Origin of the sequence: Paenibacillus sp. FSL R7-0273 (assembly GCF_000758625.1) — a bacterium.
GTDB lineage: Bacteria > Bacillota > Bacilli > Paenibacillales > Paenibacillaceae > Paenibacillus_AQ.
This window is the reverse complement of sequence record NZ_CP009283.1, coordinates 6,184,463-6,200,000: the sequence shown is the minus strand read 5'-3', so window position 1 is coordinate 6,200,000 and position 15,538 is coordinate 6,184,463. Positions and strand designations below refer to the sequence as shown.

Sequence of the window (15,538 nt, the reverse complement as noted above, 5' to 3'; positions counted from 1 at the left end):
ACGTACGGACGGGATAAGCGCTGAAAGCATCTAAGCGTGAAGCCCCCCTCAAGATGAGATTTCCCAATTAGTAAGACCCCTTGAAGACGACGAGGTAGATAGGTTGGAGGTGGAAGTGCAGCAATGCATGGAGCTGACCAATACTAATCGGTCGAGGGCTTATCCAATATCTATATACGCAGATTCGTTTCGGATTCAGTTTTCAGGAATCAAGTTCCTGAAGCATTTACGCTGTAAATGCCCGTTTGGTGGCGATGGCGGAGGGGTTCCACGCGTACCCATCCCGAACACGACCGTTAAGTCCTCCAGCGCCGATGGTACTTGGACCGAAGGGTCCTGGGAGAGTAGGACGCCGCCAAGCACAAATGAAGCATCCCTTTGAGGGGTGCTTTTTTTGTTTTGTTCAAAACGATGCACTCGCCTATGCTTTCTCCGTAATTCTCCGCTCCGAGTCTATCATAATCCCAATGATTCTAGCAAAACAGAGAGAAGGGATCTGTAAAACCGAATAAAGGCGGACACTGCCGCCTTTTCTTCTTCTCCGTGAAATAATGAATGAGCCGAGCCGAAATAACTGTACTTTCTGCAACTAAACCTGACTAACTAGCTCCGCTGCAGGTTTTAACTGTATTCTGTACACTTATATCTGCTAAAAACGCCCGAAACTGGCTTTTTTGAGAACAATAGATGTACAGAATACAGTTATTTTCTTATAATGATTCATTTCCTCTGTTTTAATTGTACAAAGTACACTTAACTTGATTTGAGCCTAAACCCACTGGCTGAGGGTAGCGGTTGGCAGGGGAACTCAATCCGCTGCTCGCCGTTTCACCTAAAGCGGGAACAGAAGGCGTTTTGTTAGCTTCATATTTACGTTGTATAGTTAGATTTTAAACTTATTGATCTGCTCCTGCAGTTCCTCTGCCATCTTGGAGAGGGCGCTTGCTGAGGCTGCAATCTCCTCCATGGAGGCCAGCTGTTCTTCAGTTGCAGCAGATACATTGTGTACTTCGCCTGATGACTCTTGGGCAATGTTCGAGATTTGTTCCATATACTGCACTGATTCGTCTGTGCTGGCTGACATTTCTTCCGAACCGGCAGATACCTCCTGAATTTCACCGGCTACCTTAGTTACCGCCTCAGAGATTTGTCCGAAGGCTTGTCCGGCTGCTGTCACAATCTCAATCCCGGCCTCTGTTTCACTGCTGTTTACTTTTACAGCCTCTATAGCGTGGTTGGTATCATTCTGAATGAGCTGTACCAGATCTGTAATCTTCTGAGCCGATACTGAGGATTCTTCGGCCAGCTTACGTACTTCTCCGGCCACAACGGCGAATCCACGGCCATGCTCACCCGCACGCGCAGCCTCGATAGCCGCATTCAATGCAAGCAGGTTAGTCTGACGGGCAATATTATTGATAACTCCGGTAATACTGCCAATCTCTGCAGAGCGTTCTCCAAGCCCCGTAACCAGCTCTGTCAGAGAAGCGATTGAAGAGCGGATTGAGCTCATCTGTTCTACTGCCTGGTGGACAATCCGGTTTCCTTCCGACGATTGATTCGCAGCGTCTATAGCAGATACGGATACACTCTGGGCAAGCTGGGCAATTTGCTCGGAGCCTAGAGACATTTCGCTCATCGCCTGGGAGGAACGTTTCACTATGTTAGCCTGCTCCGTTGTACCTGCTGCCAGGAGCTCAACGGTTTCAGAGATTTGCTCGGATGCCTTGGCATTCTGCTCTGCACTCGCAAGCAGTTCCTCCGAAGAAGCGGCCACCTGCTCTGAGGTCATGGAAACGGACTGAATCATCGCGCGCAGGTTGCCTGTCATGGTATTGAAGGAAGCCGCGAGTGTACCAAGCTCATCCTTATTTTTTAGTGTAATCATTTCGCCGGTCAAATCACCGTTTGCAATCAGCATTGCTGAAGCATTCATCTTTTGAATAGGCTTTGAGATGATACTTGCAATGAAGAAGGCAATGAATAAAGCAAGCAGGAAAGAAACAATCGTTACGGCCAGAATGACATTAAAGGTTTGTTCTGCTGACTCCAGCGAGTTTTTGGTAGCCTGCTTCGACAAATCGTTGCCTAATGTAATCAGTTGAGCAATTGTATCATTGGCTGTGTACCAGAGCGGATAGGACTCTGTATGCAGCTTGCTTGCTTCCCCGAAATCGTTGGCAATCCCCCGCTCCACAAAAGCAGGCATCTTGGCGATATAAGCATCGTAGTTGGTACTGAAGGTATCATATAATGCCAATGCCGTAGGATCGCCGTTAAGTAGTGTAATCAGCTCTTTACGCTCATTTTCAATTTTGGCCAGCAGCTGCTGGAGGGTTTCATTCATTTCAGTAACCTGGTTTTGATCCGTCTCCACAATAACTGCAAGAGCGAGACGCTCCACATCTGAGACATCCCCGTTCATCATCCCCAGCAGGCTGACACTAGGCATCCACTTTTGGTCAATTTCTTCAGCACTTGTAGACATACCGTGAATCTGAGTTAAGGCATAAATACTTACAAAGGCAAGCAGTGCAGCTACAACCAGAAATCCGGCCAGTAGTTTCATCCGGATGGTAAGCCTCAATCTCTCTAATACTTTTCCCCATTGGTTCTTCAAATTCCCACTCCTCAACTTGATGCAAAATATATACGTCTGTATGTATATCGACAGATCTCCCATTGAATTGTAGCTATACAAATTTTGATAATTAAAAAAGTTTCGGACCGCGGGTGCTGAAGCTCGAATTTTACAAGTGCCGGGTTCTTTTATCCATTCATGGCCGGATTTTAGCATGTTACTATTTTGATGCAGGAAGCCGGCTACCAGGAGATTCTGGATGAGAAGCAGCAGGCTATTGATGGAGCGCGTCTCACTTGGTTTTTGTATATACATTAGAAGGAGTAGGAGGAATTAATATCAATGCTCAAAACCAATTTCTACGGAGCCCCTTTTGAAATGGAGGAAATCCGGGAGCCGGATTTTCCGCAGCGGTCCTTCCGGGCTGAGGATTACCGGCTGCCTGACACGGGGATGTCTGAGGATATTCACGCGATACAGCGGGCTGTGGATGACTGCTCCACACAAGGAGGCGGTACGGTTATCGTATCTCCGGGGGAGTGGCCCTCAGGCCCTATCCATTTAAATAGTCATGTCCACCTGTCTGTGGAAAAGGGGGCGGTCATTACCTTTAGTGATGCCTTTACCGATTATCTTCCGCCGGTTTTTACAAGATGGGAGGGGATGGAATGCTATAACTATTCTCCGCTGATCTACGCCATTGACTGCGACAATATTGCGGTTACCGGTGAGGGCACGCTGAATGGAAACGGGGAGGCTTGGTGGCACTGGAAAAAGCTCCAGCAGACCGCAGCCGATAAGCTCTGTTATGCCGAAAGAGACGGGATTCCTGTTAAGGAGCGGGTCTTCGGTACGGAGGAGGCAGCCCTGCGCCCCTCGTTCATCCAGCCGGTCCGCTGCCGGAATGTGCTGATTGAGGGAGTCGCGATTCATAACGGCCCCCAGTGGACGGTGCATCCGGTCTATTGCGAGAATGTTATTATCCGCGGGATTGATATTGTCAGCTGCGGTCCCAACACCGACGGGCTGAACCCGGATTCCTGCCGCAATGTGCTAATTGAGGACAGCAGCTTTGAGACCGGGGATGACTGCATCGCGATCAATTCCGGCATGAATGAGGACGGCTGGCGGGTCAACAGGCCCTGTGAGAACATTGTCATTCGTAATTGTGTGATGAAGGAAGGACACGGGGGACTTGTGATCGGCAGCGGAATGTCCGGCGGAGTCCGGAATGTGTATGCCCACAACTGCACCATCCATGGCGGAGACCGGGGTATCCGGCTGAAGTCGATGCGGGGGAGAGGCGGCTACGTGGACAATATCCGGTTTGAGCAGATCAAGATCAATAATGTTAGAGAAGAAGCCGTGCAGATCAATATGTTCTACGGGTACAGCACTGTGGTTCCCAAGACCAGCACGCCTTCCGATTTCAGCAATATCAGCATTAAGGACATCAGCGGTGAAGGAGCCGCAATAGCTGTAGAGATCAAGGGGCTCCCTGAGCACCGTCTGAACAACATCAGTCTGGAAAAGATAAACCTCAGCGCAGACCGCGCTTTAATCTGCAGTGATGTCGGGAGCATCAGTCTGAAGGGGTTCAAGGTTAAGACTGCTGCAGGCAAGAGCGTTACATTTGAGAACGTCGGGCAGCTGCAGCTGGAGGATTACAGTATAACCAATAAATAAAATAAAGAATGGCCCTGATGCTCAAGCCAGCCTTGATGCATCAGGGCTTTTTTGTTGCGGTTATACTATGATAATTATTGGCATGTTAATATTAATCGGGGTGAGTATATGTTTCTGTATGAGCAAAGAATGTATAAGCTATTGGCGCGTATACTAGGCACAGTTTTGTTAACGGCAACTTATTATCATGATTATGAGCACCTGGGCCGGCTTCACCTTGCAGGCGGGGGGCTCGTCCTTTTAGTATATGCATTATTGATTTGGGCACCGAAGCGCTGGCGGACAGAAGCTGTCTACTTCACGGCTTCCTTAATGATTATTGCAGTTGATATATTACTGTATTCTATATATGGCTCACTGCACCCGAGCCTGATCTGGCCGCTGTTTTTCATGATCGTGTTCATGACTCATGATTACCGAAGGATTAACATTGCGATCGGCCTGCTGGTTTTGGGGGTGATCTTTGTTATCTACTCTCTGTCCTTCACAACTGTTATGGGTCTGCTCGGCGCATTCCTGCTTGCCAGGAACTCCAAAATCAGACGCGATACGCATCAGCTGACCAGGCAGCATCTGGAGGAGCTGAACCGGGTTCACCAGGAGCTTGAAGCAGCACATAATGAGCTTCATGAAGCGAATATGTACTCGGTGCGCTATGCTGCATTGGAGGAGCGGACCAGACTGGCCCGGGAAATTCATGACGGGCTCGGCCATCAGCTGACCTCGCTGATTATCCAACTGCAGGCGCTTAAGATTATGCAGGCTACAGACCCGGCGAGAGCAGCTGAGGCGGTGGAGCAGCTGACTGATATTGCCCGCCAGGCGATGGAAGAGGTTCGGATTGCCGTCAAGGAATGGTCAAATGATGAGATGGGACTGGGGAGCGTGGCGCTCAAGGGACTTATATCACAGACCCGGGGAAGGACACCTGTCCAGCTTAATTTCAGCCAGCATTCTGAAGGATCGGAGTGGTCTATTGAAACAAGCATAATCCTGTATCGTGTGCTCCAGGAGTCCTTAACAAATGTGCTGCGGCATACAGATGCAACCATAGTTGACGTAGAGCTTGAGGAAATGAACGACACCATCTGCTTGACAGTTACAGATAACGGAACAACAGCCGGAGGAGAACAGGTAAATATGGGGTTTGGGCTAAAAGGGATAGCAGAGCGTTGTAAGGCAGGGGGAGGCAGCTGTACATTTTCAGCGGTGGAACCGCATGGTTTCCGGGTGCAGGTCATCCTTCCGGTTGAAGCAGCAGCTCTAGAAGAAATGCAGGGGGAGCAGAGATGGGAAAAATAATCAGAGTGGTCATTGCCGATGATCAGCCGTTTGTCCGCCAGGGACTGAGATATATCATCGATGCTCAGCCTGACATGGAGTGTGCAGGTGAGGCGGAGGACGGGGAAGCTGCCTGCCGGTTAGCGGCTGATACCAAGCCGGATATTATTCTGATGGACATTCAGATGCCCGTCTTATCGGGAATTGAGGCAACTCAGCGTATCCTGAGCGAAAATGCTGAAATCCGGATCGTGCTGCTGACAACGTTCGATGTCGAAGCTTATGTTATTGAGGGCATACGTGCCGGTGCTGCCGGTTATTTGTTAAAAGACACGGAAATGCAGGACATTCTGGATGGAATCCGCTGGGCTGACCAGGGGAACGCCATTTACAGAACCCCTACAGCGAGTAAGGCACTTGCCAGAGCAATTGCGGATTATGGAAAAAGAATCGGACTAGCGCAGCCGTCAGGCCATCTGGGGGAAGAGCTGACTGAACGCGAGCTGGATGTGCTGCAGCAAATGGCTTATGGCCGCAACAATGCGGAAATTGCCGGAATGCTGAATATTTCACAGGGAACGGTAAAAACGCATATACACCGTATCCTTCAAAAGCTCGAAGTTGAAGACCGTACCAAGGCTGTGGTTCTGGCGATCCGTACAGGATTGGTAGAGTGAAGGAGGTGACTGTATATCTTCAGATAGAGGCTGGACGGCTAAAGATCAACCGCTGTGCAGATGTGCTGATTTCTGAAATTACATATGATAGGTAACGAGCAAACAACAAGATTAGGAGGAAGTACAATGCACGTTACCGTTCAGCAAGTCATTTCAAGCACACCAGCCTGGGTATGGGCCCTTTTGGCTGCCTTAATCATAATGGGACTCCGAAACTCCCAGGAAAAGCCCGTTAATTTCATCAGAATGCTTATTGCCCCGCTGATCTTTATGATCTGGGGCTTATGGACCCTGACAACGAAGTTTGATCAGGTCGGATATACGCTTATGAGCTATATTCTCTTTATTATTCCAGGATTTGTAATCGGCTATCTGTTGAACAAAGCCTTTCAGTCCTTTGCTGCACAAGCCGGGATTATTTATAAAAAGCAGAGCTATTTGCCGTTAATCGTTGTCCTGATCAACTTCGCGGTTAAATATGCGCTGAATGTGATGCTTGTTTTTTACCACTCTACTCTATTCCATCTCATTTACTCGGCGGCAAACGGGCTGACGGTCGGATTATTTTTTGGAGGCATCCTGTATACCTTGAAGATGCAGACTGAGCTTAGAAGCGCTGCAGTCAGATAAACAAAGCCCGGCGCTAATCCGCCGGGCTTGTCCGCTTTTCACTTACTGCGCCTTATTCCCTTCTCCTTCACAAACCGCTCCAGCACCCGGAAATCCTCGGTCACCTGCTTGAAGGGCAGAGCCTCCAGCACCTTGCTCCGGTAATCCTTGGAGGCGGCTGCGGACAGGCGGGAGTCGAGGATGCTGAGCACGCCAAGATCGGTTTCGCTGCGGATCAGGCGTCCGGTGCCCTGCCGCAGGCGGAGCAGCATGTCCGGGACAAAAACCTCCTTCAGCGCATTCTGTACCCGTGAAGCTTTATATTCATATACAGGATCAGACGGAACCGGAAATGGCAGGCGGAACACAATGACCTGGGACAGATCGGAGCCCTCAATATTGATCCCTTCCCAGAATACGCCGGTGCTGAGCAGCACTCCTTTGCTGTGCCGGAACTGCGCAATGACCCCATCCTGGGACGAGCCCTCCTGCTGCATATGCAGCGCCCAGTCCAGTTTCTCGGACCGCAGCTTCCCGTGGACGAACCGCATATCCTCCTTGGCTGAAAACAGCACCAGTGTCCGTCCCTCCGTTACATTGCAGAGCCGCAGCATTTCCTTGTAGGCGGCTTCGAGATATTCCTGCCGGTTCCCGTGGTTGTAGTAGGGAACACTGCCTGAAATGTACAGCATGGTATGGCTGTCGTAGTCAAAAGGGGAAGGCTGGCGCTCCATGTAATCTCCCCGGTAGCCGAGTGATTGCGTAAGATAAGCATATTGCTCCTCGAGCGTATCCCCGCCCTGGCACATCGTGGCTGACGTTAGGATAACAGAGGTCTTTCCGTTGAATAACGCCTGCTTCAGAAACTGGCTGATGTTTTTGGGACAGATGCTGATGCTTGCTTCACGCCGGGTCTTGCTGGCCCAGAGAAGGTGACCCTGCTCTGCCCCCGAGAGAACTGCGAACAGGTCGATGAGCCCGTTGACCGCTTCATATATATTATCGATCTCACGTTCATTCCGGGAAGTGAGTACCGCCAGCCCCAGCTGAAAATCCTTCAACAGCTGTGAGCCCCTGCTGAACGGAATCCCCTTCATTTCGGACAATTTAATACGGTCATTATCCTGTTTGGCTGTCTGCAGCAGATCGGCTTCCACCTGCTTGAAGATGCTGCCTAAACAGCTTTTAATTAATCTGGCATGTGCCATAAGGCTCTTATCTGCGGATTGCTTAAAAAGAATCTGCAGCGCGTCATCCAGCACCCGGCAGGTGCCGCGAAAGGTGAATTCGAGCGTTCTTGCGTCCCGTACCTTAGCCTCCAGGTTATGTGCCTCATCAATGACGATCAGCGCCGGCTGCTCAGTAATTAAGGGCCTTGTGCCTTCTTTTTTCTTGATCAGATCCCGGATCAGCAGATCCTGGTTGACGATGATGAAATCCATGTCACCGGCCCTGGCGCTGATTTTGGCGCGCATATCATAGAAGGAGCAGGTGCTTTTGAAGCGGCACTGTTCAAATTTGCAGTCATTAACACACACCTCGGACCATACGGCATCATTGATGCCGCCGGGAATATCCGCCCGCTCATCGATTTCGTAATTTGCAATCCGGCGGGCAAGAGCTGACACAGGGGAGTCCGGAGTATCCGGCTGGAGCAGATCTGCTGCCCTGTAGCGGCAGGCATACTGGCCCATGCCTTTTCCGACTACGGAGCGCACGGTTGTGAAGCCGAGCCGGCTTCCGATTACCCGCAGATCCTTATGGATCTGTTCGGAGAGCTGGATGGAGGAGGTGGCAATAATGACCGGCTGCTGCGAGATATGGTTAATGAGCAGGCCGGGGATAAGGTAGGCGAAGGATTTGCCGATGCCGACACCGGCCTCGACCATGGCGTTGCGCCCGTTAATATAAGCATCGGCAATATCCAGCGACATATCCTGCTGTCCGGTCCGTTCTCTCAGTCCGAGCCTGGGAAACCGGTCATACATCCGGAAGACGGCATTGACCAGAGCAGGCTCGATGTCCTTCTTCTGCTCCCGCTTCTGTAATTTATAAAGATCACTTAACCAGCTGATGACGATCGCCCCTTCACTGTTTCAATGCGCCTGTACCGGCAGATTGATTTTTTTGGTCAAACTGTAATTATCTCCGATAGCGGCTTGGCAGTCAAGGACTGGTCATTAGGCAGTCTATCTAAGCGGCCTGAAAAAGGCGCGGATATCCTCGGCCAGCGGCTCAGGTGCCTCAAGGGCAGTAAAATGACCGCCGCGCGGCATTTCAGTCCAGCGGGTTATATTCAGATTGCGAACTGCCCATTCCTTGGGAGGCAGCAGGATATCACCGGGGAAAAGAGCCAGCCCGGTCGGCACCTCAATCCGGCCCAGCGGCGGTAAAGAGGTGGAGTTGGCGTGATAGATCTGCGTAGCCGAGCCTATCGTATTAGTCACCCAATAAATCATGATATTCGTAAGCAGCTCATCCCTGGTGAAGCTTTGGCTGAGCTCGCCTTTACAATCGCTCCAGTCGTGGAATTTTTCGAGAATCCAGCCTGCCAGCCCGGCCGGTGAGTCTGAAAGCCCATAGGCCAGCGTACGGGGCTTGGTAGACTGAATAGAGATGTAAGCTCCCTCACGGGCAAGCCAGCTCTGCGCCGTCTGCTGATACTGCCGTTCTTCAGCTGTAAGGTCAGCCTGATTACCCGGAGCCAACAGACCGCGGATAATGCCTATATCGGTAAGATGGATTCCATTCAAAAGCTCAGGACGGCTGGCTGCCAGATATCTTGTAACACCTGAGCCGATATCACCGCCGCCGGCAGCGAACGTGGTGTAACCGAGTTCTTCTGTCATCAGCTTGGCCCAGAGCCCGGCAATCTGTGCATTATTGATGCCGCCGTTCCCCGGATAGCCGGAGAAGGCGAAGCCGGGCAGCGAAGGAACGATAACGTCGAAGGAATCCTCGGGATTACCGCCGTAGCTTGCCGGGTCAGTGAGCATCGGTATGATTTTGGAATAGCGGAAAAAGCTGTCCGGCCAGCCGTGCGTTAAAAGGATCGGCAGAGGATTAGGCCCTTTACCGCGCTCATGAATAAAATGGATATCCGTCCCGTCAATGTTACTGCGGTAATGTGCGAACCGGTTCAGCTTGGCTTCCTGTGCCCGCCAGTCGAACTGATCCCGCCAATAAGCGATGATTGATTGTAGATAAGCGAAGTCCGTCCCCTGCTCCCACCCGGTGTCCTCTATTAGATTAGGCCAGCGGATATGGTCCAGTCTGTACTTTAAATCGGCAAGCACTTCATCGGATACCCGGATTTGAAAACGTTCAGCTGTCATGATCTTTGCTCCACCCTTTGTTGTATTTTTTGTGTATAGTAAACTTTAACGCTGTTATATGTATTATTATGGAATATAAGCTGAAAAAAGCATACCTTAAATTCTAAACTGGGGGGAAGACGTTTTGATCGAGCATGCTAAGCGGGTAATCGCGTTCTATCCTGTAAAGGAGCCGGTAATTGAGTTCATCCGGCATAACGAGAATATGACCTTTAAGGTAACAGATGAAGTGGGCGGGAAAAACTATCTGCTCCGGATTCACCGGCCCAGAACGGCGGGGTTGTCCGGTACACAGCACACGCTGGAAGGCCTGCAGTCGGAGGTGTATCTGCTTCAGGAGCTGAACCGGAGGAAGGTCATTCAGGTGCAGAGGCCGGTCGCTAACCATGCGGACGAGTATGTAACCTTATATCAGTCGGAGGAATTCGGTTCCTGTTATGCTACGGTGCTGGAATGGCTGGACGGCGAAGTTTTGACAGGGGATGAAGAGAATATCGGGGTGATCGCATACGCGCTGGGTGAGACCTTTGCTGAGCTTCATAACGCTTCAAGCGGGCAACAATTGTCCGGTTTAACGAGGCCTGTATATGGTGTTCAAAGCATTGATTCTGCACTTGAAGAGCTTAAATGCGGGATAACGGGCGGTGTATATACTCAAGAGCAGTACGATACATTCGCGGAAGTGCTTAATGCAGTCAAAGAACAGCTGGCCGGGCTGGATGCCAGGCAGGACAGCTGGGGAATCATTCATGCTGATGTACAATCAGGGAATGTAATTGTGCAGGGGGAAACGCCGCATCTGATAGATTTCTGTTTATCCGGCTACGGCTATTATCTGTTTGATGTGGGAAGCGCCTCCACAGCGTTGAAAAAAGAATGGAGACCGGCCTTTCTGGAGGGCTACAGCTCCCGCCGGGCCTTCTCGTTTGACGATATCAGATATATTGAAGGACAAATATTTATGGATATCTTCATCAGCTATGCGATGTTCGTCCGTGATCCCGCCAGCAACGGCTGGGTTAAGGAGCATGCGGTAAAGGTATGCGGAAAATGCAGGGATTTCCTGGCCGGAAAAGAAGTGTACCATCTGTTATAATCCCAATCGCGTATAATCAGGACCAGCGCAGTAAAAAATACCCATATCTATATTAGGACAGTAATGCCAAAGGAGATATGGGTATGAACGAAATCTGGAATGAGGTCTGGAAGGCTCTGGTACTGATTATATTCGGCATGCTGGTGCTCAGGCTGGCCGGCAGAAAATCCATCTCACAGATGACCATTCCGACGACAATTGCCATGATCTCTATCGGGACGATTATCGTAGAGCCGATCGCGGACCATCATATTCTGATTACGATGACAGCTGCAGCTGTATTTATTGCCGTGCTGATTGCGGTGGAGTGGCTGCAGCTGCACTGGAGCCTGTTCGAAAGGCTGGTCAAGGGGCCGGCGGTTATTGTCATTAAGGATGGCCGGGTGCAGGAGCAGAATCTGAAGAAGCTGTGCCTAACCCTCGAGGCGCTGGAGATGAATCTGCGGGAGCAGGGAATTTCCAGGCTCAGTGATGTGAAGACGGCGACGATTGAGCCTAACGGGATGCTCGGCTATGAGCTTCAGGATGCGGCAAAGCCCGTAACTCTTATTCAAGTAGAGGCGCTTCTGGCCAAATATATGAGCAGCCCGGCGGCTAGTGACAATATGGCGGCGCAGAGTGAACCCGACCCGCAGAAGCAGGACGGGAATCTGTTTGACCAGCTTTGAGCCTGGCGGAATTATTTCATAATCAGCCGGGCTGCCACAATAATCAGAAACACGGCAAGCAGGCGGAGCAGCAGCTTGGCCGGCAGGCGTTTGGCAAGCCGTGCACCGAGCTGGCCGCCGATAATGGCACCTGGCGCTAGGCACAGGACCATGATCCATTCGATATTTTGCAGATAGGCATGTGTAGATGTGCTGACGATCGAAGACAGAAAAATCTGCAGCATAGAGGTGGCGACAGCAATATGTGTCGAGAAGCCCAGCAGCAGCGTCATTGTCGGCACCATCAGGCTGCCTCCGCCGACACCGAACAGACTGGCCAGGAAGCCGACAAAAAAGCTGATAATAAAGCCGGTTGGCATATGATAGGCGTATTCAAAACGGCTGCCTTCAGCATCTGTAAAGCTCCGCTTGACCGTGGGATTAAACGGCAGGGTCAGGGGCTTTTTCGGCTTGAACAGAAGCAGCAGCGCAATAAGAATCAGAAAAATGCCGAAGCTGACAAAAAAGGCTCTCCCCTCCACCTGTTCAGAGAGCAGTGCCCCGATTACCGAGCCCGGAATGGAAGCAGCCGCGAACCAGAGTGCTGCCTGGTAATCGATTCTTTTTTGCCGGGAATAGACGTAAGTACTGGAAATGGAATTGAACAGCAGCATAGCCATGGAGGTGCCCGCCAGATGGGCGGTAGGCATCTCAGGATACAGAAAGGCTAAGGCTGGCACGACGATGAAGCCGCCGCCAAGTCCGACAAGCGAGCCGGAAATGCCGGCGATCAGCCCGAGGCTGAACAGAAGCAGATAGGTTAACACTGGACAGTTCCCTTTCGTTGTGAAGTTAATAACCGTTATGTTTCCCGGATCTTCATGGAAATAGTTATTATTCTTTTGTACCCACATTATCACAAGTAGAATATGGCCGGAAGGGCAGCCCTTCTTTTATGAGTCATGATTCAGACGGGTATAGTATCCTCTCCCTGCGGGTAATAACTAACAGCGCAACCATCCATAACTGCGGAGAAGGGAGAATGCAAAGATGAAACGTAAACTGCTGATAACGGGAGCAGCGGGCGTGATCGGAAATACGGTCTACCAGGGACTGAAGCAAGACGGCCGGTATGATGTCACCGGAGCTGATATTGAGGCAGATGAGAGCCAGGGCATCGTTCAGCTGGACATTGCCGATGAAGCGCGGCTTAATGAGCTGACGCAAGGGGCTGATACCGTACTCCATTTTGCCTGGATGAAGGATGAGGATGATTTTCTGGGCAAGGTGCTGCAAGGGAATGTAGCCGGTGCCTACAAGCTGTTTGAAGCTGCCGTACAGAACGGAGTGAAACGGATAATCTTCGCCAGCTCCAATCATGCAACCGGTTTCTATAAGACGGATGAGCAGGTTGACCCGTCAGATCCTTACCGTCCGGACAGCTTCTACGGGCTGAGCAAATGTTACATTGAGCTGCTCGGCCGCTTGTATGCGGACCAGGGCAAGCTCTCCTCCATTAATATCCGGATCGGCAATTTCCCGGAGGATGACCGGCCGCATTCTGAACGTGCGGGACATATCTGGATTTCCGGACGTGATATGCTGCAGCTGATTATCTGCTGCATTGAGGCAGATGAAGGGATGAAGTATCTGAACCTCTACGGTACCTCTGCCAACAGTGATAACTATTATGATATCGCATACCTTGAGGAGCTGATCGGCTACAAGCCGCAGGATGACGGGGCGGAGCTGCTTGAGCAGGCCAAGGCGGCCGGATGGAAGATACGGCGGGATGAAACGGTCTACCAGGGCGGACAAAAGGCATAGCCAGCAGCTTACAGCGACAGTATGGGCTCCGGTTCCGGGGCCTGTTTTTGTTCGTAATAAAAGCAGGAATCAAGCAGATGAAAAGGAACTTCATATATAACACAATCTTAAAAACCGGAGGCGCTGATGTGGTGATTGTAAGAATGGCAGAGTCGAATATGAAGGACTATAACAAGCCGAACGAAGGCTTTATGGTTACCGGCCGGATTTTACCCAGTTATGAAAACGGCTTATGGACGTATACAGAGGAGGACTTTGCTGAAGCTTATGCGAAGCGATATGAGGATGAGCAGATTGCTGTCGCTTATACCGAGGATGAGAGCAAGGCCGTTTTTTTATTTTATAATGGTGAAAAATGCACCGGGCGGATCAGGCTGCGCGCCAACTGGAACGGATATGCGATGGTCGAGGATATTGCTGTGGCCGGCAGCCGGAGACAGCAGGGGATCGGAAGAAGGCTTATGGATCAGGCCGTACAGTGGGCACAGCAGCATAAGCTTGCCGGCCTGATGCTGGAAACGCAGGATGTCAATGTGGCTGCATGCCGCTTTTATGCGCGTTACGGTTTTGAAATCGGCGGGGTGGATAACAGGCTCTACTCTAACTTTCCGGCGGCCGGTGAGCAGGCGATCTTCTGGTATTATAAATTTCAAGGAAAAAGTCTTGACTTTAAGATAAAAAGAGAGTAAATTGAGATCAAGGAGTTATCTTAACTTAAAGATAATTTCCGGATTATATCTTAAAGTTAAGAATCTTTAAATTATATTATAACATGAAAATGAGCCTCTAAAATAACACTACAATAAAAGGAGTCGGTTATAATGACTAATGTAACGGCAAAACAAACCATGGGAATTCACCATATCACAGCAATCGTCGGGCATCCGCAGGAGAATATGGATTTTTACGCAGGAGTGCTGGGCTTGCGTCTGGTTAAGCAGACAGTGAACTTTGATGATCCGGGAACGTATCACTTTTACTTCGGCAATGACGGAGGGAAACCGGGCACAATTATTACCTTCTTCCCTTGGCCGGGAGCTTACAAAGGCAAAATCGGCGGCGGACAGGTGGGGGTAACGACTTACATTATCCCGGTGGGCGCGATGAGCTTCTGGAAGGAAAGACTGGCAAAGTTCGAGGTTGCTTTCAGCGAGCTGGAGCGGTTCGGGGAGCAGGTGCTTGAATTCGATGATCCGCACGGCCTGCATCTGGAGCTTGTGGAGCGGGAAGCCGGGGAGCAGAATAGCTGGACCTTCGGGGGCGTTACACCAGAGGTTGCGATCAAAGGGTTCGGAGGCGCCACGCTGCTGTCGACTGATCCGGAAGCAACGGCTGAGCTGCTGGAGCAGGTGCTTGGACTTACGTTTATTGGCCGGGAAAAGGATATTGCCCGTTACCGTTCTACTGCCGATCTGGGCAATGTCATTGATCTCAAAATGACCGCTGTACAGCGCGGCGAAATGGGGGTCGGCACAGTGCATCATATCGCCTGGAGAGCCAAGGACGATCAGGATCAGCTGGAATGGCAGAGCTATGTGCATGATCACGGATATGGGGTAACAGCGGTGCAGGACCGGAATTATTTTAACGCGATTTATTTCAGGGAGCATGGGGAGATTTTGTTCGAAATCGCTACAGATCCTCCAGGCTTCGCCCATGATGAAACGCCGGAAACCATGGGAACGGCGCTGAAGCTGCCTGCGCAGTATGAGCCGCACAGAGGACAGATTGAGCAGGTTCTGCTGCCGTTCCAGATCAGAGAGCTTGACTAAATGAACTTACGGGAAGGGATGACTGAC

General features: G+C 50.7%; 13 protein-coding genes and 2 rRNA genes (1 of these 15 only partly in view). 11 read left to right on the top strand and 4 right to left on the bottom strand.

Features of this window, described 5'->3' with window-relative positions; genetic code table 11:
* Positions 1 to 167 (top strand): 23S ribosomal RNA (locus R70723_RS26650) (it extends 2,760 nt beyond the left edge of the window).
* A 77-nt stretch (positions 168 to 244) separates the two neighbouring features.
* Positions 245 to 361 (top strand): 5S ribosomal RNA (gene rrf / locus R70723_RS26645).
* Between the two features lie 522 nt (positions 362 to 883).
* Here rrf and R70723_RS26640 read toward each other — a convergent pair.
* Positions 884 to 2,587: a methyl-accepting chemotaxis protein gene (locus tag R70723_RS26640; protein WP_039879325.1), complete on the bottom strand. Its 1,704-nt coding sequence runs from the start codon at positions 2,585 to 2,587 to the stop codon at positions 884 to 886.
* A gap of 336 nt (positions 2,588 to 2,923) precedes the next feature.
* Here R70723_RS26640 and R70723_RS31720 point away from each other — a divergent pair, with 336 nt between their 5' ends.
* The 4 genes from R70723_RS31720 to R70723_RS26620 all read left to right on the top strand — a co-directional run bounded on the left by R70723_RS31720 (position 2,924) and on the right by R70723_RS26620 (position 6,855).
* On the top strand, positions 2,924 to 4,267 hold the full coding sequence (locus R70723_RS31720) for a glycoside hydrolase family 28 protein (RefSeq protein ID WP_052421483.1): 1,344 nt from the start codon (positions 2,924 to 2,926) through the stop codon (positions 4,265 to 4,267).
* A 129-nt stretch (positions 4,268 to 4,396) separates the two neighbouring features.
* Entirely contained in the window at positions 4,397 to 5,569 is a 1,173-nt protein-coding gene (locus R70723_RS26630) for a sensor histidine kinase (protein ID WP_231574785.1), read from the top strand.
* Positions 5,557 to 6,225, top strand: coding sequence for a response regulator transcription factor (locus R70723_RS26625; RefSeq protein ID WP_039877026.1), 669 nt, complete (start codon positions 5,557 to 5,559; stop codon positions 6,223 to 6,225). The genes R70723_RS26630 and R70723_RS26625 overlap by 13 nt, the downstream gene beginning before the upstream one ends.
* A 126-nt stretch (positions 6,226 to 6,351) precedes the next feature.
* Complete coding sequence (locus R70723_RS26620; RefSeq protein WP_039877024.1) at positions 6,352 to 6,855, top strand: DUF1453 family protein; 504 nt, start codon at positions 6,352 to 6,354, stop codon at positions 6,853 to 6,855.
* A gap of 38 nt (positions 6,856 to 6,893) precedes the next feature.
* Here the strand turns inward: R70723_RS26620 and R70723_RS26615 are convergent, their stop codons facing one another.
* Together R70723_RS26615 and R70723_RS26610 are read right to left on the bottom strand one after the other, a co-directional pair.
* Complete coding sequence (locus R70723_RS26615; RefSeq protein ID WP_231574784.1) at positions 6,894 to 8,822, bottom strand: ATP-dependent DNA helicase; 1,929 nt, start codon at positions 8,820 to 8,822, stop codon at positions 6,894 to 6,896.
* A 201-nt stretch (positions 8,823 to 9,023) separates the two neighbouring features.
* The gene (locus R70723_RS26610) at positions 9,024 to 10,169 is read right to left on the bottom strand and encodes an epoxide hydrolase family protein (RefSeq protein ID WP_039877020.1); all 1,146 of its coding nucleotides are present in this window, start codon (positions 10,167 to 10,169) and stop codon (positions 9,024 to 9,026) included.
* A gap of 124 nt (positions 10,170 to 10,293) precedes the next feature.
* On the opposite strand from R70723_RS26610, the gene R70723_RS26605 reads away from it, so the two are divergent.
* Together R70723_RS26605 and R70723_RS26600 are read left to right on the top strand one after the other, a co-directional pair.
* Entirely contained in the window at positions 10,294 to 11,265 is a 972-nt protein-coding gene (locus R70723_RS26605; RefSeq protein WP_039877018.1) for a phosphotransferase enzyme family protein, read from the top strand.
* 83 nt (positions 11,266 to 11,348) lie between these two features.
* Positions 11,349 to 11,933, top strand: a complete 585-nt coding sequence (locus R70723_RS26600) for a DUF421 domain-containing protein (RefSeq protein WP_039877016.1) — start codon at positions 11,349 to 11,351, stop codon at positions 11,931 to 11,933.
* An 11-nt stretch (positions 11,934 to 11,944) separates the two neighbouring features.
* Here the strand turns inward: R70723_RS26600 and R70723_RS26595 are convergent, their stop codons facing one another.
* Positions 11,945 to 12,739 (bottom strand): sulfite exporter TauE/SafE family protein, encoded by a 795-nt coding sequence (locus R70723_RS26595; RefSeq protein ID WP_047171543.1) that lies wholly within the window; start codon positions 12,737 to 12,739, stop codon positions 11,945 to 11,947.
* A gap of 223 nt (positions 12,740 to 12,962) precedes the next feature.
* Here R70723_RS26595 and R70723_RS26590 point away from each other — a divergent pair, with 223 nt between their 5' ends.
* From R70723_RS26590 to R70723_RS26580, 3 genes are all read left to right on the top strand, one after another.
* A complete protein-coding gene (locus tag R70723_RS26590; RefSeq protein ID WP_039877015.1) occupies positions 12,963 to 13,739 on the top strand; it encodes an NAD-dependent epimerase/dehydratase family protein in 777 nt (258 codons plus the stop codon).
* A gap of 131 nt (positions 13,740 to 13,870) precedes the next feature.
* A complete protein-coding gene (locus tag R70723_RS26585; protein ID WP_047171542.1) occupies positions 13,871 to 14,428 on the top strand; it encodes a GNAT family N-acetyltransferase in 558 nt (185 codons plus the stop codon).
* 132 nt (positions 14,429 to 14,560) lie between these two features.
* A complete protein-coding gene (locus tag R70723_RS26580; RefSeq protein WP_039877014.1) occupies positions 14,561 to 15,511 on the top strand; it encodes a ring-cleaving dioxygenase in 951 nt (316 codons plus the stop codon).
* Positions 15,512 to 15,538: the final 27 nt, after the last annotated feature.